The following is a 25502-nucleotide window of genomic DNA, read 5'->3' on the forward strand; positions in this document are numbered from 1 at the left end:
TCAATTGGTTATAAACTCAAGATCGTGTATATAAATAATATGCAAAAAGCTTCAAAAATTTACGAATTATTTCTCTCTGTTACTCCAGGACTAGAAGTCTTTGCCAAAGAAGAGATAAAAGACTTACTAAGTAGCGAATTCTTCAGTGAAGTTGAGCTTGATTTAGAAGATGGATTAACACTCAAATCCAGCGACTTGTTCGTGCTTCTTACCATTATTAAATTTTTAAAAATTCCAACGAGAGCACTTCTTAGAATTGAAGAATTTAAAGCAAGAGATCTTCCTAAACTTTATAAGAAACTTACTAAAATAAATTGGAATGATTATATACCGACAACTGAGATTGACTTTAAAGTTAGCTCTCATAACTCGCGTTTATTTGATGATCGCAAAATCATTAAGGCCACAAAAGATGCAATAAGTGACTATCAAAAGGCCCAGCCTTTTAAAGCGAAGTACTCACAATTAGAATGGAGTCATCCACCGATAATCTTTTTACGCTTTGAAGAAGATATGTGCCAATTATCAATCGATTGTTCAGGTGAAAGATTAGATAAGAGAGGACATAAAATCCTAAGTGCCAAAGCACCGATGAGAGAATCTCTTGGGGCCGCTTTAATCCGTTTTATCAACGAAAATGAAGACAGTGACTATCCCCTGCTTGATCCAATGGCCGGCTCTGGCACAATTGTCAGTGAATACCTCTTACAAGACGAGCTTAATAATAAGAGAGCTTATAATTTTGAGAACTTTCCAATCTTTAGAAAACTTCCAGCAAAGAAGATAGAGATGGCACCTATTGAAATTGCCAGGAAGGCCTTTGCAAATGATATAAACCAAGACAATATCAAGGCGATCAAAAAGAATCTAGAGCAATATAATCTAGAGGTTACTCATGGCGATTTCTTTAAGATGAAAGAACTTAATCATGACAATATCATTATTGCTTGTAATCTTCCGTACGGAAAAAGAATTAAAACACAAAAAAATATCCACGACTTTGTGAATGACTTTTTCTCAAAAGCACAACAAATTGGCGCCAAAAGCGCCTATGCTGTTATCCCAGAGACATTTATCATTGATAAAAAATTTGAGATTCTAAGATCACAAAGGATCAACAATGGCGGAATCTGGATTCAATTTGTAAGAGCTAGCTTTATTTAATTTTTATAGGCCATTGTCTTAACACTTACACCACTAACGTGCGCAACAAGAATTAAGTCTCCAGTCTTAGCAAACTCTGTTTCTGTTCCATTAGTATGTGTAATTTTATGAACTCTAGTTGTTTTAACTTTTCCATCAGGCGTTGTTAAACGAAGCTCATCTCCTACACTTAGGGCGCGATCCTGCCCACGCATTCCCTTAATAAGAATGGCCATATGAGACTTTTTCACAACATCAACGACTTCACCTAAAAAGCCTTCGTCTTGACGTTGAGTGCGCTTATTTTTTAGCTTCTTAAAAAGTACATCAGACTTATTTACGTGAAAGAAACCACGAGTAGTAGAGTTGCCAAATTGTTCTTTAATTTCTTTTGCTTTATGCTTATCGAAGTCATTTACTAAAGAGATAACATCAGAAAGAAGATTATTATTTTCAAGATGGCGCGTATCCACTCTTAAATCATTAACTCCACACTCTTTCAGTTCATCAATATATTCTAATAGAAATTGATCCTTCGTATTGAACATAAATGTTCCATGTTGATTTTCAACAATTGGAAAACCTTTATGCGGAGATTCTTCACTAGAGCCACTCACTTCAATATAGTCGTCTTCTAGTTTCTCATCTGAATACAAAGGAGAGACAAGATTACGAGGTGTATAGAAAAGTAAAATGCGACCAAATACAAGAAGCTCAGTTTCTACGCCCCAAGATTTAATTTCTGAGCAAAACTCTTTAACCACACCACTTGATAACTCAATTGATAAAACAATCTTTCTTAAACGCTCACCAATTAGTTTCTTCCAAACCTTGATTGAATGTAGGTTATGATGTCCCCCCGTATCGAGAAGAAGATCAATATCAAGTTCTGGATATTCATTTAGACAAAAATTGATTGCTCCAGGATCTCTTAAGCGAATACTTTTAAATTCAAGATCAGCATATTTTCTAAATTGTTCTTTATACATGCTAAAGCGAGATTCAGTCATTAGAATATCCCACTCAAGACAATAAGAGATTCCTTCAGACTTTAAAGAATCGATGGCCTGGGACATCTCTTCAATTGTTAGTTTCCCAACTTGAGAAAACAGACGAGTCGCTAGAATAACTTCACTAATTGTTGCCTTATTAGCGATAATATTAGGAAGATCATTTAAATTATTTAGGTATGTTGTTGTCTTCATTAGCTAACAACCTTTGCACGTACAAGGTTGTTTACCTCAACACCTGCAACATAAGGGATTTTAAAAAGTGCACCAGGACGTGTACGTTCAAAATTCTCCCCCGCAAGATTTGAAATATGATCAACTCTTACATCAACATGAGCATTAGAAAAAGGCATAATCTCAAGAGACTCTCCTAGTTCAAATGCACTTCTAACATCAACGACGATAAATTCGTTATCGACAACTTGAGCAACTTTACCAATTGCCCTGTATGTTTTGTCCTCGTGTTCACGATCGTTATATATTGATGTTTCATCAGCTTCATCAACTAAAGAAGCTTGCGTATAAGCACGGTGAGTAACTTTCGTAAGTTCCTCTTCCCATTTTAAAAGATCATCACTTAAGAAGTTTCCATGCTCTTTGTAATAAGCAAGGGCCCCCGAATAAACCATAGAAATCGTTCCAGCATACATAGGAGACTTCATACGTCCTTCTACTTTTAGCGAATCGATTCCTGCATCAATAAAGTCTTGTAAAAGTCTAATACCTTCAAGATCTTTAGAACTCATGAAATAACTATTAAGCTCTTTTTTACCGTCTTCGATCTTGTATTCAAAGCGACAACTGTGAGCACAACCACCACGATTAGAGTCACGTCCTTGCGTATAATTTGAAATGACACAATTTCCGGAATAGGCCATACACATTGAACCGTGCACGAACATCTCGATTTCAACACCGGCTTCTTCTTTGATCTTCTTGGCATCCGCAATTGAAACTTCACGGCCAAGAACAATCCTAGTTACGCCAAGTTTTTTCCAAAGCTTTGCACTTTCAACGTTTAAACAGCTTGCTTGTGTTGATAAGTGAACCTCGAGATTAGTATTTTCCGCGATATAATTAATAACGCCAGGATCAGAAACGATTACCGCATCAACGCCAACATCATCGAGCTCTTTGATAAAATCAAGTAGGCCGTCAAAATCCTTATCATGGAAGAATGAGTTTAAGACGACGTAGACAAGAGCGCCACGCTCGTGAGCAAACTCAACCCCTTCACGTATCTCATCAATAGTGAAGTTATCGGCCGCTTGGCGAAGTCCATATTTTTGACCACCAAGATAAACGGCATTTGCACCGTAACTAATGGCCACTTTCAATTTTTCTAGGCTACCTGCTGGAGCTAAAAGCTCGGGTACCCATCTGGTGTTTTTTGCATCTTTCATAAGGTCTTCTATGTACCAGAAATTACGTATATAATAAAGTCATAGGGAAATCTTGATTAGTTTTTATGAAAAAAATATTTAACATCATATTTTATTTGGCCTGTGCGTTCATTATCACAATTTTGGGACTTCTAAGTTACCATTATCACGAAGCACCTCTGCGTGAAACGCCAGCACCTTATGTCATGGCCCCTGGAGTCTTTGGCCCAGATGAAGTTGCATCAAATGCAGATGTACTTATTGTTGGCGACGAGATGGGTGTCTCAATAGGTCCATTTATTAACGATATTACGACTCAGCTTTCAAAGAAGCTTGCTCGTCCGTTATCAATTTATAATATTTCCACTAAAGGTGAATCACTTTATCGCACGATTGAGCGAGTTGCTGCTTTAAAAAAAGTTCCAAAAATTCTCATTCTTGCTTCTGGATATTCTGAATTACAAGAAGATATTTATCCGACTAAAAAAGATGCCATAAAAGTAAATAATCAGAATTTTAAATTATTTAGAAATCTGTACATCCAAAGTTTAATAAAATTACACCCTAATCTTTCACGATTAATATTTTTAAACGAAAATCTTAAGCAGTTAACCTCAGAGATTGAACAAATTGATTTCGAGAACCTTTCACCTGAGAGATTTAGAAGTATTCTAGAAAAAGAGCTACTACTCTATGATATTCGTCTGGAAAAATTCTTCAGAAACTTAAAATCACAAGGAATCAACATCCTGACAATAATCCCTCCAATTAATATGGAAATTAACGATTTAAAAATTTGTCAGGATACAACAAGTGTTCTATTTGAAGATGCCCTAAGTAAGCTTGAGACATTACTGTCAGAGTCAAAAACAAAAGAGGCCCATGTACTTGTACAATCACTTGATAAGAATATTTTGGCCAACACAAAGTTTCATCAACTGAAACAAGAATTTTTTGAGAAGCAAGGTGAAATTACAAAGGCATATGATCAGGCATTACAAAAGGTTGCCTTTGCATGTGAAGTAAAGTCATCACATCCTCTTTTTATAAAACAGTTAGAAAAGATAGCGGCCCATCAAAATGTCGACATCGTAGATTTTAACGAAGTTCTTAAGCAAAATTATACAAGAAACCCTTTATTTATTTCTAATAAAGCCCCACAATCTATCTATTACCCTAAGCTTGTAAGTGAATTAGTCATTAAGCTCAAGCAGATTACTCAATTAAAATAAGAGGCCATATGAGAATTGTTCATAATGAAAATACTATCATCATTAAACAAGGAGACTCTTCGGACACAATCTATCTAGTGGAGGAAGGAGAATTACTTGTCTTTGTTGTTGATGGCAATAAGGTAAGTCCAGTTGCACTAGTTGGCCCAGGGGAGATGATTGGAGAGATGGCCTTTTTTGCAGGCACTCACCGCGCAGCTTATGTCATGGCAAAGTCAAAGGTAACCCTTATGGAAATCGATAGTGAAACGATCAAAGAACAACTACCTGATTGGCTATTTAAGATGACAAAGAATGTGGTTGATCGTATTCATCATCTCGATAAAGTTATTGCTAAAAGTGGAATCAAAAGAAAAAAAGCTGACACGATTAAACCACTTAGTATTGAAGAACAAAGAGAGATTCTAACTCTCATAAAATAAATTCAAGAAGGGCGAGTATATGAAAAAATACAATAGCCTATTCTATTCTAAATGCAGTGACATCGATGTTTCAACTTTACTTGAAACTGATATTGAAAAAGGTCTCACACATCAAGAGGCCCAAAAGAGACAACGTCTCTATGGACCAAATGAACTCTCTGTAAAAGTAAGTACATCCAAAATTACAATACTCATTCGCCAATTAAAAAGTATCATCGTTTTATTACTACTAATTGCGGCCCTAATATCTTTCTTTATTGGTCATATTGTAGAAGGCTTCACTGTCGTTGCAGTCTTAATTATCAATACAGCTTTGGGATTCTTCACAGAACTTAAGGCCATACGCTCAATGGAGGCCTTAAAGAAGATTGGTGTAACGAGATGTGGAGTAATACGAGAAGCACAATCGTTACATCTTAATACGAAAGAGTTGGTACCAGGTGATATTGTCTTGTTTGAAGCAGGAGATATTCTGGGAGCAGACCTTAGAATAGTTCAAGCAAATAACTTAAATGTAAATGAGTCTCTTTTAACGGGTGAGTCCGTACCAGTAGATAAAATAAGCGAAGCTCTCCAAGACGACATGATTATTGCCGAGAGAAAAAATATTCTCTTTAAAGGAACCTCCATAACAAGAGGATCAGGTCGCGGTATTGTTATAGCTACGGCAATGGATACTGAAGTTGGTATAATTGCAAAAGAAGTAGAAAAAGATAGAAAAGATAATGATGAGACCACCCCACTTGAGAAACGACTAAATAAACTAGCAGGTCAAATTGTTTGGTTCTCATTAGTCATTGCCGCCGTCATTGCAATTAGTGGTATTACAGCAGGAAAGCCGCCTATTCTGATGCTTGAGACGGCCATAGCACTTGCCATCGCAACAATACCTGAAGGACTTCCTATTGTTGCAACTCTTGCCCTGGCAAAAGGTATGTGGAGAATGGCAAATAACAATGCTCTTATCAACAAGCTTGCTGCTGTTGAAACACTAGGTGCTACCTCAATTATCTTCACCGATAAAACCGGAACTCTAACTGAAAATAAAATGACTGTGCAGCTCTATAAGTCTCAAAACAAGAGCTATGATATGAACGAAGTGGAAAATCAATTCATTGATGATGAATTAAAACGACTTCTCCAAATTGGAGTTCTTTGTAACAACTCAGAAATTAATCGCAAGCAGAAGGGCCATAATATTGGAGACCCAATGGAGATCGCTCTACTTGAAGTAGCGGCCAAGTTTAAAATTAAAAGAGCTGAAATAATCCAGCAGATGCCTGAACTAAAAGAGGTCCCCTTTGATAGCTCAACTCTTATGATGGCCACATATCATCAAGTGGCCAATTCAATACTCGTGGCAGTTAAGGGTGCCCCTGAAGCAGTTTTAAAGGCGTGTACGTCTATTCGAAATATTGATGGAGTAATTGAGTTTAATGAAGAATTAAAAAAAGAATGGAATCAAGAAAATCATAAGCTTGCCAGTGAAGGTCTTCGAATCTTAGCACTTGCGACAAAGGATGTTGAGAATATAGATAACTTTCCTTACGATCAACTCACCTTCTTAGGACTTGTTGCTTTACTTGACCCAGCACGCTCGGATGTTAAAGATGCTATCGAAAAATCGAAACAGGCCGGAATTAGAACAATTATGGTTACTGGAGATCAAGAAGGTACGGCCCTAAAAATTGCAAAGGATATTGGCCTAATTGAAAGTGATAATTTCTTTTCAATTAATGGAAAAATTTTGGGGCAAAGAAAAGATTGGAACAAAGAAATCGAAGAGAAGATAAATCGTGGACAGGTTTTTAGTCGAGTTGGGCCATTACAAAAACTTGATCTCATTAAACACTTTCAAGAAAAGAATGCTGTTGTTGCTATGACGGGTGATGGTGTTAATGATGCCGCGGCCTTAAATCATGCTGATATTGGAATTGCAATGGGAAAAAGAGGAACTCAAATTGCAAAAGAGGCTTCAGATATGATCCTACAAGACGATCAGTTTAATACAATTATCTTGGCCATCAAGCAAGGACGTATCATCTATAGTAATATTCAGCGTTTTGTTGTGTATCTACTCTCATGTAATATAAGTGAAATTCTTATTGTATCAATTGCATCACTTATGAATATGCCATTACCTCTACTACCACTACAGATTCTCTTTTTAAATCTAGTAACAGATGTTTTCCCGGCCCTTGCCTTGGGAATGGGAGAAGGAGATCAAAATTATCTAAAAGCAGCTCCAAGGCCAAGAGACGAACAAATTATAACAAAGAGAAAATGGGCCCTAATATCACTATACGGATTCATTTTAACAACGAGTGTCCTTACAGGGTTCTTCTATACCCTATCAACAACTCAAGATAGTCAAAGCGCCTTATCAGTCTCCTTTCTAAGCCTAGGCCTTGGTCAAGTCTTTCATGTATTCAACATGAGACTTGAGAGTTCAAATATATTAATTAATGAAATAACGAAGAATATTCACGTATGGGGAGCTGTACTTCTTTGTATCATACTGTTGTTAGCTACAATTTATATTCCAGGATTAAGAAGTATCTTGAACTTAAAAGTGATTGGTTCAAAAGAATGGACTATTGTCGCTTACTCTTCTTTAGCGCCACTTATAATTATTCAATTATTAGCGAAATTAAAATTGGGGATAAGGATTTAGGATATAAGGTGCCCACAAGATCTCAAGCAGGCACCTTAGTATAATTAAACTAGACCTAGTTCTTTAACAGTATTTCTTTCAGCGCGAAGCTCTTCAAGAGTTGCATTAAACTTTTCTTGTCCAAATGCATTGTGCTCTTGTCCTTCAACAACTTTAAGCTCACCGTTTTCAACACGACATGGGAATGAGAAGATTAGCCCTTCATCAACACCGTATTGTCCCTTAGATGCAAGACACATAGAGAATGTCTCACCAGCAGGAGTATCGTGAGTTAAAGCGTAAACACCGTTTACACAAGCATTTGCAGCAGAAGCAGCAGAAGATGCTCCACGTGCTTTAATGATAGCTGCACCTCTTTTTTGTACAGTTTCAATAAACTCACCTTTTAAGTAATCTTCATCAGTGATAACTTCAGCCGCTGACTTTCCACCAATTTTAGCATTGTAGAAATCTGGGTATTGAGTTGCTGAGTGGTTACCCCAAATTGTCATATTTGTAACTTCTGTTACATCAACACCTGCTTTTTGAGCTAGTTGAGTCTTAGCTCTCTTCTCATCAAGAGTCGTCATTGCAAAGAAACGAGACTTATCAAGTCCTGAAGCTTCCATTGCGATGTAACAATTTGTGTTACATGGGTTACCAACTACGAATAATTTTGAATCTGGCGCAGAGTGAGCGGCCATGGCCTTACCAAGTGGACCAAAAATTCCACCGTTCACCTTTAGAAGGTCAGCTCTTTCCATTCCGTCTTTTCTTGGAACGGCACCGATAGCAAGAATCCAGTTTGCATCTTTAAATGCAACTTCCATTTTATCTGTGCAAACAATATTTTTTAATAATGGAAATGCACAGTCATCAAGTTCCATTTTTACACCTTCAAGTGCACCTAGAGCTTGTGGAAGTTCAAGAAGTTGTAATTCTACTTCTGTTTCTGGACCAAACATTTGACCAGAAGCAATTCTAAAAAGAATCGCGTAACCAATTTGTCCCGCTGCACCTGTAACTGCAACTTTAACTCTTTTAGTCATATAATTTCCCCTTTTTAAAAAATTAGAGAGTTGTTCAATTGAAATTGGCCAATTTTATCATAGGTGTTAGACAAGTTGTAGCTTTACTTAGCAATATTAGGGGCTATAATTAAAATTAAATCTAAAAGTTAATAATCTAAGGAATCATAATGGAGCAAGGCAACAAGAACGCCTCAAATTCATCATCAGCATCTTCAGACAAGCCGCAAAATCGTGGGAACAGAAGTCGCTCGAATAATCGCAGACGTCGTAAGCGTCCAGCAAATGCAAGTGCAGCGAATCCTAATAAAGCTCAACAGCCTCAACAAGGGGCAAACAAGAGTGCTCAATCGGGACAAGCAACAAATAAAAAGCCGTCTAATAAATCTTCTAACCGAAATCGTAGACGTCGTGGACCAAGCAAGAATCGTCGACCGAATCCACAACATTTAAGTGGCGAAGACTTTATCATTGTAAAATACTTCAATTTACTTGAGCAGCACATTATGGCCAGACGCAAGTACTTTGATAACTTTGAGCGCGTTGGTGAGAAGCAAAGAGAAAAGCTTGAGCGCAATTTTATTGAAACACAAAAGACTTTCTTGGCCTTTAAAGAAAGACTTAAAGAAGAAGATCTAAAAGTATTTGAAGAAAAATTTGAATCGTTAAAAATGGATCTAACTTACTCTTCAAATCACGAACTTCCAGTTGGTGAAGTTGAGCCAGAGGTTACAGAAGAAGAAATTGAAGATCCACACTATCTTCAAACTCAAGTTGAAGCAAATTATGCAGATGATACTGAAGAGTCTGTTGGTTCACTTGAAGATTACAAGGCATATAAAGGTTTATAATTAAATTTTCTACCATTCATCCTGAACATAAAAAAAAGGGAGCTTTCGCTCCCTCTTTTTTTATCAATATTTTCTAACTAACAACCTTCGAAAAGGTAATCAGATTAGTAAACGAAGTTTGAAGTCGTCGTTGCTTCAGCACCAGTTGTTGCACCAACAACACCTGATCCATCCTTTAGATAATTATCTAAAGTTTCTTCGTGATCTTTAATGATAGCGTCTTTTAATTCAGCTTCATTAATGTCTAAGATTTCACAAACTCTACGTAACATCTTTAGTGGGATGTTGCAAAGAGCACGTTCAACGTTAGAAATGAATTGACCATTCTTGTAACCAAGAAGGTGTGATAATTCTGATTGAGAATATCCTTTTGGATGTGCTGTTCTCTTTTCTTTAATTAGTTTCGCGATGTGACTAAAACTTCTCATGTATTTCTCCTAAGTATTATATTCAAGCACTTACGATTCGTATCTTAATATATTCTAAAGCAATAAAATATTTTTGTAAACATATTAACAGATTTGTAAGAAAACTTTTTACAATTTTCTCGTAATTTTATTGTCGATAGCCGATATTGTTCAACATCATCGATTTAGCCAGCTTAACTGTCTGAAATCACATTGCCGTTATAATACGTCGCTTCAATCAAATCCACGTATAAGGCCCTATCTTTGTTAGGCCTCTTAATCAATTTCTTAAGTTTTTCCTCAGTCGTTAAGCTCGCGCTCATTTTTTTGTCACCAAGGCTCACAAAATGTAGCTTTTTCCCAACTTCGAAATTCCCACTTTCTTGTTCTAATTTAAGGGAATTTGCTCCAGCAAGCGTCGCGCGGTAGAGACCTTGAGTGTAGGAAGTATCGCGGTGGCCTCTTTTATGGTTTTGCATAACAAATGAATTGATTACATCAAGCATCGAAAGGAAAGGTCCACCACCAATATCACTGGCAAGCGCCCAGTGAACGTTGTAACGATTTGCTCTCTTATAATCAAAAAGTCCCGAACCTAGCCCTAGCTCCTTTATTGGAGCATTGCTTGTTGGACAATGTGCAATCATCGTTTTCTTTTCACCTAAAAGTTTTAACTCTTTTGGAGAAAGATAAATACCATGCCCCATGATTGTCTTAGGAGTTAGAAGTCCAACTTTGTCGTAGATTTCAGTATAAGTTTTTACTTTTTCAAATCCCTTAATGTCCTTATAGATACTAAGTACAAAGTCGATTTCATTTTGTGTTTCACTTAAGTGAGTTTGAATAAAAGAGCGATGTTTCTTAGCAGTTTTACCACCTGCGGCCATTGTTACAGGATCTGTTGTAATGGCAAATCGAGGTGTCACTGCATATTTATCTTTGTATTCTTTTGCAAGAGCTTCAGTTTGTGCAATTGTCTCCTCTACGCCCATTGTTAGGTACTCTGGCGAGTTCATCGTCATTTGAACATTACCTAGAATATAATCACCCTTAAAATTTTTAAGTGCTTCTGAGACAGAGTGTGAATGAATTGAGCCATAACATGCTCCACCAATCGTTCCGTTATTAGCAATCTTTGAAGTAAATTCTTTTGCTTTTTTACGTGCAAAAGCTAGCTTCTTAAAATTTGCTTCATAAGGCCAAGTGTAATTTTCAAGCCAGTTAAGAAGATTGGCCTTTGGCATTTCACAAACGGCATCTTGTACCCAGTGAAAGTGCGTATCATAAAGACCAGGGATAATATATTGGCCACTCTTGTCGATCACTTCAACATTCTTCTTACGCGCTAAATAGTCCGTAAGCTCTTTCTTAGGCATACGATCGATGATTTTGTAATCACCTTTTGTCGTGCGCTTTGCAACAATTGCATAATCTTCTAAAAATTCACATTTTTTATCATTTATAGGATTAAAAAAATGAGCGATAATTACTTTATAAGTAATATTATTTGATGACATGAAATCTCCTTTAATAAGCAGGTCAACATATATGAAGAAGCATATCATTACAAGTTTTGTAGTACTCTTTACTCTATTTTTAACGTCATTCGGCGCAGTTGCAGCGGATAGCTTTAACCAAGCCAAAGAAGTTAATATCAATAAAATCGTTGCGGTTAATATTGAAGAGGCCATCACTCCGGCCACTTTAAATTACCTTCAAAAAGCCTTTCAAAGTATTGAAGGCGAAAGAGAAAGCGCAATCTTAATTAAGATAAACACTCCCGGCGGATTAGTTAGTGTTACTAAAGAGATCATGCACCTAATTGCAAATAGCGAAAACCTAGTGATTGGATGGGTGGGGCCTAGTTCAGCATCAGCAACAAGTGCTGGAGCAATTATTGCAAGTAGCATCCCAGTACTCTACATGGCCGATGGAACGCGAATTGGTGCAGCAACTCCAATTTCAGGGACATCAGATATTAAAGAAGGCGATATGAAAAATAAAATCGTCAATGATCTAGTAGCTCTCGTAAAGTCTCAGGCTTCCGCAACTGGAAAAAATGAAGAAGTATTCACAAAGATGATTACTGAGGCCAAGAGCTATACTGAAACAGAAGCACTAAAAGAAAATGTCCACAACGGTATTGTTGATACAATTCAAGGTGTAGGCGGTCTTATCAGCACAATTAACAACAAAACTTTTCTTTCACATCATAAACCTTTTAAGGTTGTGATTGCTAATAACTATGTTCTTACGACAATGGAGAAAACACTTGGGCAAAAACTTTTAAGCTTCTTCGCTTCGCCAGATATGGCCTATATTCTTTTTCTCATTGGAGCGGCACTCATCTACGTAGAGTTCCAAGCTCCAGGTGGATTTATTGCAGGAAGTGTAGGGGCCGTGGCCATACTGATAGCAGGAATATCATTTAATATTCTTTCATTAAATACTGGCGCGTTTCTACTTATTATTGCGGCCTTTGTTCTCTTTATCTTAGAAATATATATTACAAGCTTTGGCCTTCTGACCTTGGCCGGGATAGCCAGTTTGATCTTTGGCTCCATGTTCTTATTTCAAACAGAGGAATCATATCTACAAATTTCATCAACTGTACTCTTCTCAAGTATTGGTGCGATTCTTGCCTTCATTGGTGTTATTGCCTATGTCTTTTATAAGTCCAGAAAAAGAATTTTCTCTGAACCAGAAGATCCGTACACAGGAGTTGAGATTACAGTAACAGATATTGATGGTGATAAATTCTTTTCACGCTACAATGGAGAATTGTGGCAACTTACGGCCACTGGCGATATGTCAAAGCTAAAAGTTGGTGATAAGGTAGAGGTCATAAAAAAAGACAACCTAAAGTTACAAGTAAAAATATAGAGGTATAAAATGAGTCAAAGAAAATCTTTTCGCCAATTAATGAGTTTAATCTTTTCAATGTGTCAGAATGAGCTACCAACTAAGAGCGATATCGACTGGGTAAGAAGAGAGATTAAAAAATTCTTGTGGCTTAAATAATTGAAATAAAAGAAGAAAAAACTAAGGGGACGTTGAGGGACGATTGATTTTTGACAAGGAAGAGAGAGAGTTTATTAAAAATCTCCCCTTAGTTTTCTTAATATAATATTAAACTCTCAGTTTTTTTTAGAGTCAGTTAAATGTAAAGTTTTTGTCAATTCAACGGAGGATATATGATTAATTTTGCGCCTTACTTACCATTTATAATTCTACTATTAATTTTATTGTTCAACACAGTTAAGGTTCTAAAAGAATACGAACGTGGTGTCATCTTCTTTTTAGGACGCTTCACAGCTGTTAGAGGGCCAGGTTTAATACTGCTAATTCCAGGTCTTGAGAAAATGCATAAAGTAGACTTAAGAACTGTCACAATGGATATTCCATCACAAGACATTATCTCAAAAGATAACGTAACACTTAAAGTTAATGGTGTTGTTTACTTTAGAGTTGAAGATCCAGAAAAGTCAGTTGTTGCAGTTGAGAACTATCTACTTGCAACAGGACAAATTGCTCAAACAACTCTACGTTCTGTTATTGGTCAATTTGAGCTAGATGAAATTCTATCTATGCGTGAGCAAATCAATGCACGTCTACAGTCTATTTTAGATGAGCATACAGAGCCATGGGGAATTAAAGTATCAACAGTTGAAGTCAAAGCAATTGACCTTCCGATTGAGATGCAAAGAGCGATGGCAAAGCAAGCAGAAGCGGAAAGAGATAAGAGAGCAAAGGTTATTTCAGCTCAAGGTGAATTTGATGCAGCATTAAAACTAGCAGAAGCTGCAAAGGTACTTAATGAATCACCAAATGCGATTACTCTTCGTTATCTAGATACAATGAAAGAAATTTCAAGCGGAGATGGTAAGTCGACAACTTTCTTCCCACTACCTGTGGATTTTTTAACAAATATAATGGGTAAAGGTAACTAACAAAGTAAGAACAAAGTCATTTATGATTTCAAAATATTTTAATTTAATTCCATTTGCTGAAAATGATCTTGATCTCGAAGCTTCTGCTGAGATCAAGGTCATTGACGGCCATGTTAACTTTCACTTCACACTAAAGGGAGACCTCTCTCCTATTTACATTCACCGTGACAATGGAAAGATGAACCGAGTTATCGGCCTTTGGACACAGACTTGTTTTGAATTCTTTATTCTCAATAAGACAGATGGTGAATATTTTGAATTTAACTTTGGGAGTGATTCAAGTTGGAATTGCTTTATCTTCAATTCATATCGCTCAGAACTTACCGAGTATAATGACATTGAACTTGATAATATTGTCATCAAATCAGAGGATGAACTCTTTACACTAAATTGTCGCTTTGAACTTAAGAAGCTTGGTCACAACTTTGAAGATCTTTCTAATCTAAGAGTATCTCCCACATGTGTATTGACGGCCGAAGGTGACAACACTTATTACTACTCAAATAAGCACCCAGATACTTCACCAAACTTTCACCACCCTGATAGTTTTGAGGATTTGATCTCTTAGTACTCGCTTAAATCGTCTTTTTCTTCTTTAACTTCGATATTCTTTAGAATGTAATCGAGCTTAGCATCGTCATCTTTGAAGTCGACTTCGCCAGATATTTGATAATCAGCAAGATCCCTCTCTTGCTTCTTTCTCTCTTTCTTCGTCTCTATTTCAATTTTTGCCTTGAGATCATCTTTTAAAACTTCATCACGATTTGAAAATGTTTTTCCAAACTTCTTCTTAGCAAAATCATAAAGACTAAATAGTTGAGCTGTTTTGTAATTACCTTTTTCAAGATAATAGATCATTTCACGATAGAAAGCTTCATTTTCAAGCTCATGTGACCAGGCACTATAGAGTAGTGCCATCCCCTTGTATTCAAACCTCTTCTCATACTTAAGCTTTCTAAACTCATTATACATCGCTAGAGAACTCTCCTCATCACGAGAAAGACTTAGCTTTAAATTCTTAACAAGTTTATCAAGGACAACATTATGATCTGGATGATTCTTATTATAGCGAATTGTTTGATGGTACAGACGTCCCTTTTCATAGAAGTAGTTTTTTAGAATACCAGAATTCTTTGGGCCATCGAAAAATTGCATTATATGGAAAGGACCATTTTGCACAATCTTCTTTGCATCTTTTGAAAAAATTTGATTACGAATCTTATAGATATAAAGAAAATAACCAAGCTTTGGAAGTGAGTAATTCGAAAGAAGATACTTAATATTTTTATAACTATATAGATTTAATTTTTTTATTTTAATATTAAGGTTTAAAACATCTAGCCAAACAGCTTGATTTGAAGAAGATTTGATAAATTGAGTAACTACCGGAAGATTAAAAATTGGGTCCATCGGTATAGCGGCCTTAAATTTTTCAATTTCAAAATCATAAACACTCAACACACGTCTATTCTTGTGATCAACAATATCAAAATACGGTAAAGCACTTAACTTATCGACATTTGGACGTGGAAATAGCTTAAAGCTTACATCATCAAAAGGAATATCAAATTGAAAGTTTTGAAAGTGTATCGGTTTCCAAAATAAAGTCGCACCTCGAGATTTTTCATAGGGAGACAGTCCACGATAGAGCCACTCATATCGATTAGTGGCAATAAAGTAGTCCGATTGAATCCCTTCATCTTGGAAGGTATAATAAAATCGGTACGGCATCGTAATGACAAGATAAACACTTGATAATACGAGTACTAGAATGGTCATTAGGAAGATAAGCTTCTTCATTATGAGATTTATCGGTTAATTGACCATTAAACTACATGAAAAAATTAATATTTTTTCAAAATTACCGATAAGTTAGGTGATTAATTCGGAGAATTGAATGAAAAAACTAATTTTTATCACAGCAATCATGGCCCTTACTTCTTGTGTAGCACCAAGAGAGACACGCTCAATCTATGATACGAATAGCTCTGGTTCAGGCTCTAGTGTTGGATCAGGAGGAGGCTCTTCAGTCATTGATATTGATGATTCAGGAAGTTCAACTTCAAATGGTTCAAATGCAAATATTCCAAGTGCAATTGCTCACTGTAGCTGGTCTCTTGATGGTCAGACAGGATTTGCAAATACTTCAAATAGTCACCTTGGACCAAATACAATTTGTCAGTCTCGCACTAACGAAACTCAAATCTATGTCCAACTAAAAAACCCTGATACAAATTCTAGAGTTTGTGTCATACCAACTTCAGAGGCCTCAGGAAATTCAATTTATCTTGGTTCTGCCCAATGTAAGTACATTAATAGCTCTGGGACAATTTCATTATTTAACTTAACTAAGAATCGTGATTACGGACGCTATCAACAATTTAGAATCAACGGTGTAATGGTCATGAAGGAGAAAAGCTATGAATTCCCTTCTCCATTTAATCGTGAGCTAATCTCTTACGATGCCTACTTCATGTGTTCAATCAATGTTGATCTATACAACGATAGAACATATTGTGACGCCTTTAAATCTAAGGGCGAATACTTCTACAAATCATTCTAAAAAAAATAATTTAATTAATGGGCAAGCTTATTTCCATCAACGAGCTTGCCTGTTTTATATGAATTCGACAAATCCCCATCAATCGTTGGAAATGAAATAATTGGAACAATCAAGCTTTGCTCTTCTTTTTCTATTTTTGTACAAAGTGCAATATAGAAGAAGCTAACACCACTTTTTTCGAAGGCCTTAAAGTATGCAAAGGCCTCTTCATCATCTTCGTCTTTGAAAACGTAAAGCTCATCGTAAGACTCAATTGTAGGCTTTAAATAGTCCATATAAAGAGTGAAATCTTCAAATGGTATATCGAACTCTTTTCGATGAATCATCATCTCAGCGAGTAATTTAGACTTTTTAAGTTCAATATGCTCAAAATCTTCTGGGTCTAAAATTGAATTACTCTCTATTTCACGGTGGTAATCTTCAAGTGACTCAACCTCTTCTCCAACTTGAAAGTCTTGCACAAAATAATCATTGGCAGTTGCCGTTAATGCCAACACGAATGAAGGCGTATGATCAAAAACAAAGCAAATGGCCATTAAATGGATATCTTCACCTTTATGATTAACTTTAGAAATAAAAGTAAAAATTTCTTCTTTAAGATCATTTTCTAAGCGCCATATCTCATCAGGTTTATGTAGCACACGATCAACAAAAGCAGGATTTTCAAGGGCCTCTAAAGCAGGCTCATCAACGATATTAAGATCTTTTCTCTTCTTTTCAATCTTACCTGTGAAGTAGTCAATTAACGGTGAATAAAATTTTTCTATACATGCTTCACTACAAAAGCTTAGATTAGAACCATCTTCAACAAAGAGTAAATCTTCGATAGATGGAACAACTTTTTTACAATTCTTGCAGTAGTAAATATTATCTGAAATTAACAATGAAGTATCCTATTTTTAAATTGATAAATTAAGCCCAGCAAATAGCGTATTCCCGTACAATACAGGAAGATCCCAAAGTTTAGTCGTTTCATTTAAAACAGAAGTATCTGGACGACTCACCTGAAAACCTGCTCCCATATTTAAACGAACAGAACGTGACATACGAAGAAACATTTGAGGCATTAAGTATGAATATTTTAAGTCAGAATTTAGAGAATTAGCAGTAAAGAAATCACTTGAAGAGACCTTTACTTCCCCATAAGTCAAAAGGAATTGAATTTCATGTGAAACCATAATTCCAAGGTTGGCCTTAATATGTGAGATGTCACCAACGGCCATTTCTTCGTCATTATCAAGAGTGTCTGCAAAAACTCTTTCATAATCAACACCAAGCGCAACGGCACCAAAGCGTTTTTCTGTAGAAACTCCTAAAAGACGATCATTTCTTTGTGTTGAAAATTCACTATCACCTTTAAATCTCATCCCTAGGTATGTATCGATAATGAGCTTATTATAATCATTACCAATTTCAAGCCAATTGAAGCCAAGCTTAACACCTGAATTGGCCTGTTCAAATTCAGAAGTTTCTAAAGACTGAGCTCCCCTAGCAGATAAGTCGATAAAGATGCCGTGAGCAAATCCCATCTTTAAATTAAAATTTACAAAATTTATATTTTCATCAGTAATGAATGATTTATTTGCAACATAGCCTAGAGAGAAATCATAATACTCTGGTAAAAAGGCCCAAAAATCAGAGCTAGAGCTAGATGTTTGTGCACGAGAAACACTTCTTTCACTTCTAGCAGGAGCACTAGGTCTTGTTGTCACAGGATTATAAGAGCCACCATTACTAGATGATGACTTTGGTGAATAGTCCACCAATGCGAGAGCAGAAAAGTTGAATAAAATTGCCAGGGTTGCAGCTGTTAAGATATTCATCAAAAACATTCCTTGTTCATTGAAAATTTAACGCCTTCTTAGCGTCTACTTAATTGTATCTTTATATTTTCTTAATTTCAATGCGTGCATAACCTACCGCAAGCATCAAGTACTTTAAAAATAACAGTAACTTGCCCGAGCGCGTTCATAAATTAACCTGAAAATACGTATAGCATCAAAGGAAATGTATGCCGTCTGCCAAATAGTCTCTAAAATTTATAAAATAACTCTAGAGATTTTCACGAAAAATTTCAAAGCGAAATTCAGGAGGAATGAGTTGATCGAGTTAGGATTTTTAAAACGCTATGATTCAATTAAGAGATTAATCGACTTTGGTGCAAATGGATATTTCCCATTATTTGAAGATATTGCAATGGGAAGTGATTTCGAAGAGATTCGAATGACAAAAGCTCAACGCCTTAAAGCAAAGTCCCTGCTTAAGAAAATTTCATCACATAATAACCTAGAAAAACAACGCGTTCTCTTTTCAACATTTGATGAGATTGACCAATACATCGTCGCTCGTGCATTAGTTGAAATGGTAGAAGGAAAGATCTTAGATGCTAACCCACAGCTTCAATAAGCTATTAATCATTGCAACAATCGCTCTAAGCGCTAATGCTGAATACCGAGTCTATCAGTACATGGTCTCTTCACGTCTAAATCCGAGAGGGCCAGCGAGTGTGATCATTACTTCAACACTTGATCCAAATTCATATGTAAAGTACCACGGAGGCAATCGCTCTATTCGCGTCAACCTCCTTAACACTTGGATGTGTAAAGGTCATACTGGTGGCGATCCAGTTTGTGCAGCACCGCTTGCCAAGCTAATGGATGTAACAAATCCAGAAGAAGCACAAGAGCAAGGAAATAACGGCGCACTATGAGAATTGAAGATAGCAACCAATTTAGTAAGCAGAACTTAAAGCTTAAAAATGAGCGCGAACGCCTTATTAAGGATAAAAAACAAGAAATTGAATCAATCCGTAAAAACTATAATCAGATGGCAAGTGATCAAAGAATTATCGGAGAAGAAAAACTAGATTCAGTACGTGATCAAAACCAAGTAGCTATCATTGAATCACTTAATCATAAAGAGGCCAGGCTTAATGAAATAAAAAATAGTCTTGAAAAAACTGGTCAACAATTTGCAAAGCAAGAAAAGCATACAAAACTTCAAACAGATGCCAATATTGCTGCCATTAGAGACAACTATCAGCAACAATTAGAATATGTCCATCAAAGAGGTCGTGACGATCTTGAGGATACATCAAATACTGTCAACGAATTGGCCCAAAAGGTTAAGTACGACAATGAAGAGTTCATTATTGACGAGACAGCAAAGGCCAAGAATCTCGCCAATGAAATTTCCGTTAGAAATGATGGCTTTATTCAACGAATTAATAAACAATTCGATCAACGTGTTGATAAATTATCAAAAGAAAATTCGACAACCGTTAAAGACCTTGAAAGAGAGCAACGCAAAGAGATGTCTAAGCTAAAAAGCGATCACCATTTCAAGCTAACTCAAACAGATGTTTTTCAACAAAATGAGCTAAAAAGCCAAAAAGCATTCCACGAGGATACTGTAAAAAGCAGAAAAGATGCCTTCGAAAAAAAGTATGCGGATCTTCAAAAGGAACACCAAGGCCTAATGGGGCGCCTTAAAACAAAAATAGATGAAGAGTTAAATGCTCTTAAGAGTTATTATACAAAGGCCAAGGAAACGATCCAAGAAAAAGGCCAAGATAGCTTTTACAATATTACAAAGCTAGAGCCTAACATTAAAAGTGATCAGAACTTTTACTACTTCTCTATTGAAGTGCCTAAACACGAAGAAGAAACTATTCATATCAATGCTCAAGAGCGTGGCATTACAGTTACACAGAATAGAAAATTCGATCAGCGTGTTGAAGAAAATGGAAACACTTTCAAGTCAAAACGTTCAGAGAGTTTAGTTAGACAATTTGATGTACCAGAAATTCTCGATGGAACTAAGGTAAGTCGAAATTACGATCTTGAAACTTCGACTCTTACCTATCGTATTGCAAAAAGATAATTCTTATAAAATATCACGATCTCTTTGGTGAAACTCAACCTTATTCACACGAATGAGCGTTTTAATTTCACGCTTAATCGGAGCAACCCAACGAGGGTGAAGCTGTACATTTAAAGTTAGAAGTCTTTCGTCTGATACAGCATCAAGAACTTCTTCACTTACAATTTCAATATCCTCAACTCTTGAGTATAGAATCTCCTTAACATGTCCACGAATTCGACCATTTGAAAGCACTTCAATATAGAAGTTTTGCTTGGCCTTCTCAGACTCAAGCATACGATAAACTGGGTTAATAAGACGCAGAACTGCAAAAAGTGAAATTGTAATCAAACTAGCAATCACAGGATAACCAAATCCAACAGTCATCCCAATAGCAGCAACAACCCATACAGTAGCTGCAGTCGTCATCCCTACAACATTACCACGGCCTTGTATAATGGCCCCTGCACCCAAGAAACCGATACCACTTACAATTTGCGCGGCCATCCGATTGGGATCGGCCACCGTGCCCATATGCTCACTCATGGTCAGAACACTAAGAGATGTATATGTTGCTGCCCCTAGACAGATCAACATATTCGTCTTTATCCCAGCAGATTTCATCTTCTGTTCACGGTCATATCCGATAAAGCCACCTAGAAAGATTGAGCAAACAACTTTGATGCCCATCGAAATATAAACTGGTTGCTCTCCAATGAATTCAATATACATATAACCTCTTGTGGAATAAAATAAACTAAAGTCTATTTTAACAAGGATTTATCAGTTGAAAAGGGCCAAGGCCGTAAATTTTTTAGCTATTCAGACGAATAACTACCTTAATCTCAAGGCAGACTTCACAATGAGTGAAAATTTGTATTCGAAGAATAAGGACTTTGAAAAATTTGAAGCGCGTTTTCCTATTCAAGCTTATAAATTACTTAGGGCATATGAGTTCGAAATTAAGGTTGTGGCCTTAGATCAAAATAACAAAGAACTCTTCACAAAGAACTTAGAAACAGATTCATATGGAGGCCTGCTTGCCAAGATACCTCTTCCTAGAGATTGCAAGGATTGCTTGGCAAAGATTGAAGCCTACGAAATTTCTAAATACCCAGGGCTTGAGTTACATCTTGGGACCTTCATCCCATTAAAGATTACAGATAATCGAAAAATTATTATCTGTGACTTTGATAAGACGCTTGTTGAAACAAAATACTCGAAGCCAAGTGAAATCTATGACTCATTAACAAGTCCTTTAAAGAATTATCCAACATTAGATAATTCAGTGAAACTTCTTAAGTCATATATTGAAATGGGATATCACCCATTTATTCTTTCAGCATCTCCACACTTTTATGAAGATGCAATTCGTGACTGGCTATACGCTAATGAAATTTTCACGGCCGGTATCTTTCTAAAAGATTATCGCCGCATTCTTTCTATATTAGAAAATGATCTAACTCCAAAAGATATCAAGACTCAAGGAATTTATAAGCTAGGCCACTTACTCGATATCGTTAACATGACAGATATTCCATCTTCTGTTGTTTTAATGGGAGATAATTTTGAGTCAGACCCATTAATTTATCTAACATTCTCTGAGCTGTTATCCGGCCGAGTTGAGCCGAGACAGCTTTGGAATGAGCTAAAAAGAGTGGAAGACTTTAAAGTTACAGCACGTCAAAACGGACTTTTCTTAAATAAGATTTTTCAAATCAAGGATAATGTAAAACACCATGGGCTTGATAAAGAAGTGAAGATTTACATTAGAAAAAAAGGCAATGAATCGCAGCTAAATATTCGCGCTCCGTTCAACTCTTACCATGGAAAGATTGAGTTATATGATGGAAATCTTCTAGCAAATGAAAGTGAGACTAAGAAGCAAATAGAAGCTCAGGGGCCCACAGAATAATTTGTCCAATACAAATATATAGACCTACTTTATGAAACCTTTGAGTGAAATCTTCACCAAAGTTTTTAGAAAATTGTTTTGAAATAGGCCAGTTGGCCGGTGAGAATCTAGTTAACTCAATGGCCACTCTAAGACCAGACAAGGCAACGCATACGGCAATAAAAGTTTGATTGCTAGGATTAACAAGTGAACTTAAAATATTAGACATGAGCGCTCCATTTAAAGAAAATTCTCCACTATACATAGAACTCTTCGACAATTTAGAGGAATCAATTTACCAATTGGCCGCCCTCGATAAGGAAGATGTAAAACTTGCCTGGAGTAATTTGAGAGAAAGCTCATATTTTGGGCCAAATATTTTAAAAGGCGCAATTCATAAACTCTTTAGTCAGGTATTTGCCCACCAAAGTACTTTTTTAAAAGACCATTCGGATGAATACTATAGAAAGTCGTATCATAAGCTAATAACTAGCTACGCTCAAGGCCTAGGTATCAGTCCAAAAGACGCACTTTATTTAAGCTTTATGCATGAGTACTTAAATAACCCAAGTGCTGTCTTTGAAGGGATAAAAGATTATCACTTAGAAGCGAACTCTCCAATTGAGTTAATCAATACTCCAATCCAAGAGACTTTCAATGACAAAATTAGATTTGTTCATTTCAAGTCCGGACAAAACCTTGAGGCCATCGTTATTCAAAACCTAATGTCGCCTTTTGCAACATATGGTGGTGTTAATGAAGCGGGATTAAGTGTCCAACTAGTGCAAAGAGATGCATTAAAGATCAACTATAAGGGAATGAGCGCAAGCTACTTGGCCCTAGTTGTTTTATTAGGTTTCAACGATATTAATGAGGCCGTAAAATTCTTAAAAGAACAAGAGCTTGTTTTCCACTGGGAGTTCCATATAAAGGATGCTGGTGGTAATTACCGAGTTGTTGCTATTGATGGCCAAGAAGTTCATGTTTATGACGGCAAAGAAAGGACTGAAAAAGATTATTTTAAATACCATCTTGATACATATAAGAAGAAACATTGGCCGACGACAATCTCGGCCTTAACGATTAATTCAGGTGATATTTATCTTTCAATTTTTGATTCAAAGAAATTTGAAATAAAGCAAATTCACTACTGTGATCTCTTTAAATCGACTTTCTCAGTTGTCTCAAAGAAACAAAAAGTGACGAAATTTTTTAAAGAAATATTTACGATAAAAAACTACCTCAACAACGCGCAAGTAGCTTTTAACAATAATCTTTCGGAAGAGTGTTATCATCAATTGCAACTGGCCATTGTTTTTGCCAAAAAGATGTCAGGGAATGGAAATCAAAAGAAGCTTATCTCAAAGCTTGAACTTACTTTTATGGCCTGCCAGTATATTTTTGAGTCGCATAAAGAAACACAACAATACATTCTACAAAATTTGATAAAATTATATCCATCCTTAGATGACTACCATAGAGATTTAGCACTTATACTAATGCAAAGGCTGCAGATCCTTATGGACGAAAAAATTCATTTAATCGATGGCCCAAAAGAGCTTAAAAGAGTGATTTTTACGGAATCAAAACTTGGAAAATTCCCACACCAGGCCCTAAAGAAAACAACTTTACTAAGGCCAAACCACCTTGATTTCTGCCCGACATCAGGACTGTAGTGGCGCACAAAGAAATTAGAGAATATTTAGCCTTCTGATGGCCTCATTCATCTTCTCTTTTTTGTCTTTTAGCTTCTTTTTCACAGAGCGTTTGCGTTCGTAGAGCTCCTCTACAAAGCTTTTTATCAATGACATACGCTTACTATCATTATTGCTCTCATCAAAATTTTTTGATCCATCACAACCTTTATGAAGCCGCTTCACACGTGTCTGATCTGAGCTTATTTGATCAGTTGGACGCACAGGATTTTCGAGTTTTTTGATATTTAACGCCATGTTCTTATTATAACCTTGTTTAAATTAGACAAAGACTAAATATTATAAAAACTACCTAAGATAAATTACTGAAATTATTCAGTTTTTAAAGATAATTATAATTGTGATTAGGTTGACATTAAAAAACTGTCTTATTCATGCTAAAAGAGCGTAATTTCAAAATGTTAGATTTTTTTAGATTTCTATATATTAGGATTCAATATACGAGGAGAACAACAAATGAAACACACAATTGTTGCGGTAATGAGCATTGTACTAGCAATAACGACAGGGATCTCTTGTAAGAGAGATATGAAACTAGGAAGTAAAGATAATCCTGTTAAACTTTACTTTACACCATCAGTTGATGCAGACACTATTGCGTCGAATTCAGTTCACTTTATCAAATTCTTAGAGAAAGAAACTGGTCTTTACTTCAAGACAGGTATTCCAACAAACTATATCTCAGTTGTTGAATCTTTTGGTTCAAAAAGAGCTGATATTGCTGTTATGAACTCTTTCGGTTACCTAATGGCAAATGAAAAATATGGTGCAAGTGCAAAGCTAAAAGTTCTTCGTTATGGACACGACTACTACCAAGGGCAAATCATTGCTCACGTAGACAGTGGAATTAACTCAATTAAAGATCTTGAAGGTAAGAAATTTGCATACACTGACCCTTCATCAACTTCAGGATACATGTTCCCACTAAAAATTATGATGGAAAACAATGTAAAACCAGGAAACACAACTTTTGCTATTAAGCACGACAACGTTGTAACAATGGTATACCAAAGACAAGTAGATGCTGGTGCAACTTACTACTCTGCTCCTTCAGAAGATGGAACAATCCGTGACGCTCGTTCACGCGTAAAAACTCAATTCCCAGATGTTGAAGATAAAGTAAAAATCGTTCAAATCACTGAAAAAATTCCTAACGATCCATTCGTATTTAGAAAAGATCTACCAGCTGACGTAACAGCAAGCTTTATTGCTGCAGTTAAGAAATACATCGCTACTCCAGATGGAAAAGATGTATTCGAAAATATTTACAGTGTAGGTGGCCTAGTTGATACAACTGATGCAGATTACGATGGACTAAGAAACGTAATTAAAACACTAAATATCAATCTTGAAGAACAACTTAACAAGAAATAGTAGTTTTTTACTTTATT

27 protein-coding genes are annotated in these 25502 nt (G+C 36.1%); 16 read left to right on the forward strand and 11 right to left on the reverse strand.

Features of this window, described 5'->3' with window-relative positions; translation table 11 throughout:
• Positions 1–39: 39 nt before the first annotated feature.
• On the forward strand, positions 40–1164 hold the full coding sequence (locus ACMAYS_RS02105; RefSeq protein ID WP_412462648.1) for a THUMP domain-containing protein: 1125 nt from the start codon (positions 40–42) through the stop codon (positions 1162–1164).
• On the opposite strand, the gene ACMAYS_RS02110 is transcribed toward ACMAYS_RS02105, so the two are convergent.
• Together ACMAYS_RS02110 and ACMAYS_RS02115 are read right to left on the reverse strand one after the other, a co-directional pair.
• The gene (locus ACMAYS_RS02110) at positions 1161–2348 is read right to left on the reverse strand and encodes a peptidase U32 family protein (protein WP_412462649.1); all 1188 of its coding nucleotides are present in this window, start codon (positions 2346–2348) and stop codon (positions 1161–1163) included. The genes ACMAYS_RS02105 and ACMAYS_RS02110 overlap by 4 nt on opposite strands.
• Positions 2348–3556: a peptidase U32 family protein gene (locus ACMAYS_RS02115; RefSeq protein ID WP_103217334.1), complete on the reverse strand. Its 1209-nt coding sequence runs from the start codon at positions 3554–3556 to the stop codon at positions 2348–2350. Before ACMAYS_RS02115 ends, ACMAYS_RS02110 begins: the two co-directional genes overlap by 1 nt.
• 65 nt (positions 3557–3621) lie before the next feature.
• Between ACMAYS_RS02115 and ACMAYS_RS02120 the strand changes: the two genes are divergently transcribed.
• From ACMAYS_RS02120 to ACMAYS_RS02130, 3 genes are read left to right on the forward strand one after another with little or no spacing between them, the layout of a single operon-like run.
• Positions 3622–4767, forward strand: a complete 1146-nt coding sequence (locus ACMAYS_RS02120; protein WP_412462650.1) for a hypothetical protein — start codon at positions 3622–3624, stop codon at positions 4765–4767.
• A gap of 8 nt (positions 4768–4775) precedes the next feature.
• Positions 4776–5189 carry a cyclic nucleotide-binding domain-containing protein gene (locus tag ACMAYS_RS02125; RefSeq protein WP_103217336.1) on the forward strand — a complete coding sequence of 138 codons (414 nt, stop codon included), beginning with the start codon at positions 4776–4778 and terminating at the stop codon, positions 5187–5189.
• 19 nt (positions 5190–5208) lie between these two features.
• Positions 5209–7863, forward strand: a complete 2655-nt coding sequence (locus tag ACMAYS_RS02130) for a cation-translocating P-type ATPase (RefSeq protein ID WP_412462651.1) — start codon at positions 5209–5211, stop codon at positions 7861–7863.
• 44 nt (positions 7864–7907) lie between these two features.
• On the opposite strand, the gene ACMAYS_RS02135 is transcribed toward ACMAYS_RS02130, so the two are convergent.
• Positions 7908–8891: a malate dehydrogenase gene (locus tag ACMAYS_RS02135; RefSeq protein ID WP_103217338.1), complete on the reverse strand. Its 984-nt coding sequence runs from the start codon at positions 8889–8891 to the stop codon at positions 7908–7910.
• 149 nt (positions 8892–9040) lie between these two features.
• Between ACMAYS_RS02135 and ACMAYS_RS02140 the strand changes: the two genes are divergently transcribed.
• Positions 9041–9721, forward strand: a complete 681-nt coding sequence (locus tag ACMAYS_RS02140; protein ID WP_103217339.1) for a hypothetical protein — start codon at positions 9041–9043, stop codon at positions 9719–9721.
• A gap of 104 nt (positions 9722–9825) precedes the next feature.
• Here ACMAYS_RS02140 and ACMAYS_RS02145 read toward each other — a convergent pair whose 3' ends face one another.
• The gene (locus ACMAYS_RS02145; protein ID WP_103217340.1) at positions 9826–10149 is read right to left on the reverse strand and encodes a helix-turn-helix domain-containing protein; all 324 of its coding nucleotides are present in this window, start codon (positions 10147–10149) and stop codon (positions 9826–9828) included.
• Positions 10150–10322: 173 nt separating this feature from the next.
• Positions 10323–11645 (reverse strand): amidohydrolase family protein, encoded by a 1323-nt coding sequence (locus ACMAYS_RS02150; protein WP_158246824.1) that lies wholly within the window; start codon positions 11643–11645, stop codon positions 10323–10325.
• A gap of 31 nt (positions 11646–11676) precedes the next feature.
• Here ACMAYS_RS02150 and ACMAYS_RS02155 point away from each other — a divergent pair, with 31 nt between their 5' ends.
• The 4 genes from ACMAYS_RS02155 to ACMAYS_RS02170 all read left to right on the forward strand — a co-directional run bounded on the left by ACMAYS_RS02155 (position 11677) and on the right by ACMAYS_RS02170 (position 14646).
• The gene (locus ACMAYS_RS02155; RefSeq protein WP_412462652.1) at positions 11677–13011 is read left to right on the forward strand and encodes an NfeD family protein; all 1335 of its coding nucleotides are present in this window, start codon (positions 11677–11679) and stop codon (positions 13009–13011) included.
• A gap of 9 nt (positions 13012–13020) precedes the next feature.
• Positions 13021–13149: a hypothetical protein gene (locus tag ACMAYS_RS02160; protein ID WP_255407610.1), complete on the forward strand. Its 129-nt coding sequence runs from the start codon at positions 13021–13023 to the stop codon at positions 13147–13149.
• Between the two features lie 173 nt (positions 13150–13322).
• Complete coding sequence (locus tag ACMAYS_RS02165) at positions 13323–14078, forward strand: slipin family protein (RefSeq protein WP_103217343.1); 756 nt, start codon at positions 13323–13325, stop codon at positions 14076–14078.
• A 22-nt stretch (positions 14079–14100) separates the two neighbouring features.
• A complete protein-coding gene (locus ACMAYS_RS02170; RefSeq protein WP_103217344.1) occupies positions 14101–14646 on the forward strand; it encodes a hypothetical protein in 546 nt (181 codons plus the stop codon).
• Here the strand turns inward: ACMAYS_RS02170 and ACMAYS_RS02175 are convergent.
• Entirely contained in the window at positions 14643–15878 is a 1236-nt protein-coding gene (locus ACMAYS_RS02175; RefSeq protein WP_392991810.1) for a hypothetical protein, read from the reverse strand. The genes ACMAYS_RS02170 and ACMAYS_RS02175 overlap by 4 nt on opposite strands.
• A gap of 97 nt (positions 15879–15975) precedes the next feature.
• Here ACMAYS_RS02175 and ACMAYS_RS02180 point away from each other — a divergent pair, with 97 nt between their 5' ends.
• The gene (locus ACMAYS_RS02180) at positions 15976–16641 is read left to right on the forward strand and encodes a hypothetical protein (protein WP_103217346.1); all 666 of its coding nucleotides are present in this window, start codon (positions 15976–15978) and stop codon (positions 16639–16641) included.
• 14 nt (positions 16642–16655) lie between these two features.
• On the opposite strand, the gene ACMAYS_RS02185 is transcribed toward ACMAYS_RS02180, so the two are convergent.
• The gene (locus tag ACMAYS_RS02185) at positions 16656–17525 is read right to left on the reverse strand and encodes a hypothetical protein (protein WP_412462653.1); all 870 of its coding nucleotides are present in this window, start codon (positions 17523–17525) and stop codon (positions 16656–16658) included.
• A gap of 15 nt (positions 17526–17540) precedes the next feature.
• Positions 17541–18464, reverse strand: a complete 924-nt coding sequence (locus tag ACMAYS_RS02190; protein ID WP_392991806.1) for a hypothetical protein — start codon at positions 18462–18464, stop codon at positions 17541–17543.
• A 277-nt stretch (positions 18465–18741) separates the two neighbouring features.
• On the opposite strand from ACMAYS_RS02190, the gene ACMAYS_RS02195 reads away from it, so the two are divergent.
• From ACMAYS_RS02195 to ACMAYS_RS02205, 3 genes are read left to right on the forward strand one after another with little or no spacing between them, the layout of a single operon-like run.
• Positions 18742–19047: a hypothetical protein gene (locus tag ACMAYS_RS02195; protein WP_103217349.1), complete on the forward strand. Its 306-nt coding sequence runs from the start codon at positions 18742–18744 to the stop codon at positions 19045–19047.
• The gene (locus ACMAYS_RS02200) at positions 19025–19351 is read left to right on the forward strand and encodes a hypothetical protein (protein ID WP_392991804.1); all 327 of its coding nucleotides are present in this window, start codon (positions 19025–19027) and stop codon (positions 19349–19351) included. The genes ACMAYS_RS02195 and ACMAYS_RS02200 overlap by 23 nt, the downstream gene beginning before the upstream one ends.
• Positions 19348–20523, forward strand: a complete 1176-nt coding sequence (locus ACMAYS_RS02205) for an Hsp20 family protein (protein ID WP_103217351.1) — start codon at positions 19348–19350, stop codon at positions 20521–20523. The genes ACMAYS_RS02200 and ACMAYS_RS02205 overlap by 4 nt, the downstream gene beginning before the upstream one ends.
• Positions 20524–20526: 3 nt before the next feature.
• On the opposite strand, the gene ACMAYS_RS02210 is transcribed toward ACMAYS_RS02205, so the two are convergent.
• A complete protein-coding gene (locus ACMAYS_RS02210; protein ID WP_103217352.1) occupies positions 20527–21234 on the reverse strand; it encodes an MgtC/SapB family protein in 708 nt (235 codons plus the stop codon).
• 130 nt (positions 21235–21364) lie between these two features.
• On the opposite strand from ACMAYS_RS02210, the gene ACMAYS_RS02215 reads away from it, so the two are divergent.
• Positions 21365–22417: a phosphatase domain-containing protein gene (locus ACMAYS_RS02215; protein WP_412462654.1), complete on the forward strand. Its 1053-nt coding sequence runs from the start codon at positions 21365–21367 to the stop codon at positions 22415–22417.
• On the opposite strand, the gene ACMAYS_RS02220 is transcribed toward ACMAYS_RS02215, so the two are convergent.
• Entirely contained in the window at positions 22380–22625 is a 246-nt protein-coding gene (locus ACMAYS_RS02220) for a hypothetical protein (RefSeq protein WP_103217354.1), read from the reverse strand. The genes ACMAYS_RS02215 and ACMAYS_RS02220 overlap by 38 nt on opposite strands.
• Here ACMAYS_RS02220 and ACMAYS_RS02225 point away from each other — a divergent pair.
• Positions 22624–24072 carry a hypothetical protein gene (locus ACMAYS_RS02225; protein WP_412462655.1) on the forward strand — a complete coding sequence of 483 codons (1449 nt, stop codon included), beginning with the start codon at positions 22624–22626 and terminating at the stop codon, positions 24070–24072. The genes ACMAYS_RS02220 and ACMAYS_RS02225 overlap by 2 nt on opposite strands.
• A gap of 15 nt (positions 24073–24087) precedes the next feature.
• On the opposite strand, the gene ACMAYS_RS02230 is transcribed toward ACMAYS_RS02225, so the two are convergent.
• Positions 24088–24348: a hypothetical protein gene (locus ACMAYS_RS02230; protein WP_103217356.1), complete on the reverse strand. Its 261-nt coding sequence runs from the start codon at positions 24346–24348 to the stop codon at positions 24088–24090.
• A 219-nt stretch (positions 24349–24567) separates the two neighbouring features.
• On the opposite strand from ACMAYS_RS02230, the gene ACMAYS_RS02235 reads away from it, so the two are divergent.
• On the forward strand, positions 24568–25485 hold the full coding sequence (locus ACMAYS_RS02235; protein ID WP_392991797.1) for a phosphate/phosphite/phosphonate ABC transporter substrate-binding protein: 918 nt from the start codon (positions 24568–24570) through the stop codon (positions 25483–25485).
• Positions 25486–25502 lie beyond the last annotated feature (17 nt).

It is taken from the genome of Halobacteriovorax sp. RT-2-6, from assembly GCF_047085025.1.
In the GTDB taxonomy this organism is placed as follows: domain Bacteria; phylum Bdellovibrionota; class Bacteriovoracia; order Bacteriovoracales; family Bacteriovoracaceae; genus Halobacteriovorax_A.

What these genes read in the sequence shown, in the direction of transcription:
- ACMAYS_RS02215 (WP_412462654.1), top strand. Translation starts at nt 21,365, where the DNA reads ATGAGTGAAAATTTGTATTCGAAGAATAAGGACTTTGAAAAATTTGAA.
- ACMAYS_RS02110 (WP_412462649.1), bottom strand. Translation starts at nt 2,348, where the DNA reads ATGAAGACAACAACATACCTAAATAATTTAAATGATCTTCCTAATATT.
- ACMAYS_RS02120 (WP_412462650.1), top strand. Translation starts at nt 3,622, where the DNA reads ATGAAAAAAATATTTAACATCATATTTTATTTGGCCTGTGCGTTCATT.
- ACMAYS_RS02190 (WP_392991806.1), bottom strand. Translation starts at nt 18,464, where the DNA reads ATGAATATCTTAACAGCTGCAACCCTGGCAATTTTATTCAACTTTTCT.
- ACMAYS_RS02115 (WP_103217334.1), bottom strand. Translation starts at nt 3,556, where the DNA reads ATGAAAGATGCAAAAAACACCAGATGGGTACCCGAGCTTTTAGCTCCA.
- ACMAYS_RS02155 (WP_412462652.1), top strand. Translation starts at nt 11,677, where the DNA reads ATGAAGAAGCATATCATTACAAGTTTTGTAGTACTCTTTACTCTATTT.
- ACMAYS_RS02175 (WP_392991810.1), bottom strand. Translation starts at nt 15,878, where the DNA reads ATGAAGAAGCTTATCTTCCTAATGACCATTCTAGTACTCGTATTATCA.
- ACMAYS_RS02230 (WP_103217356.1), bottom strand. Translation starts at nt 24,348, where the DNA reads ATGGCGTTAAATATCAAAAAACTCGAAAATCCTGTGCGTCCAACTGAT.
- ACMAYS_RS02235 (WP_392991797.1), top strand. Translation starts at nt 24,568, where the DNA reads ATGAAACACACAATTGTTGCGGTAATGAGCATTGTACTAGCAATAACG.
- ACMAYS_RS02220 (WP_103217354.1), bottom strand. Translation starts at nt 22,625, where the DNA reads ATGTCTAATATTTTAAGTTCACTTGTTAATCCTAGCAATCAAACTTTT.
- ACMAYS_RS02210 (WP_103217352.1), bottom strand. Translation starts at nt 21,234, where the DNA reads ATGTATATTGAATTCATTGGAGAGCAACCAGTTTATATTTCGATGGGC.
- ACMAYS_RS02225 (WP_412462655.1), top strand. Translation starts at nt 22,624, where the DNA reads ATGAGCGCTCCATTTAAAGAAAATTCTCCACTATACATAGAACTCTTC.
- ACMAYS_RS02160 (WP_255407610.1), top strand. Translation starts at nt 13,021, where the DNA reads ATGAGTCAAAGAAAATCTTTTCGCCAATTAATGAGTTTAATCTTTTCA.
- ACMAYS_RS02200 (WP_392991804.1), top strand. Translation starts at nt 19,025, where the DNA reads ATGCTAACCCACAGCTTCAATAAGCTATTAATCATTGCAACAATCGCT.
- ACMAYS_RS02150 (WP_158246824.1), bottom strand. Translation starts at nt 11,645, where the DNA reads ATGTCATCAAATAATATTACTTATAAAGTAATTATCGCTCATTTTTTT.
- ACMAYS_RS02135 (WP_103217338.1), bottom strand. Translation starts at nt 8,891, where the DNA reads ATGACTAAAAGAGTTAAAGTTGCAGTTACAGGTGCAGCGGGACAAATT.
- ACMAYS_RS02130 (WP_412462651.1), top strand. Translation starts at nt 5,209, where the DNA reads ATGAAAAAATACAATAGCCTATTCTATTCTAAATGCAGTGACATCGAT.
- ACMAYS_RS02105 (WP_412462648.1), top strand. Translation starts at nt 40, where the DNA reads ATGCAAAAAGCTTCAAAAATTTACGAATTATTTCTCTCTGTTACTCCA.
- ACMAYS_RS02125 (WP_103217336.1), top strand. Translation starts at nt 4,776, where the DNA reads ATGAGAATTGTTCATAATGAAAATACTATCATCATTAAACAAGGAGAC.
- ACMAYS_RS02180 (WP_103217346.1), top strand. Translation starts at nt 15,976, where the DNA reads ATGAAAAAACTAATTTTTATCACAGCAATCATGGCCCTTACTTCTTGT.
- ACMAYS_RS02170 (WP_103217344.1), top strand. Translation starts at nt 14,101, where the DNA reads ATGATTTCAAAATATTTTAATTTAATTCCATTTGCTGAAAATGATCTT.
- ACMAYS_RS02140 (WP_103217339.1), top strand. Translation starts at nt 9,041, where the DNA reads ATGGAGCAAGGCAACAAGAACGCCTCAAATTCATCATCAGCATCTTCA.
- ACMAYS_RS02145 (WP_103217340.1), bottom strand. Translation starts at nt 10,149, where the DNA reads ATGAGAAGTTTTAGTCACATCGCGAAACTAATTAAAGAAAAGAGAACA.
- ACMAYS_RS02165 (WP_103217343.1), top strand. Translation starts at nt 13,323, where the DNA reads ATGATTAATTTTGCGCCTTACTTACCATTTATAATTCTACTATTAATT.
- ACMAYS_RS02205 (WP_103217351.1), top strand. Translation starts at nt 19,348, where the DNA reads ATGAGAATTGAAGATAGCAACCAATTTAGTAAGCAGAACTTAAAGCTT.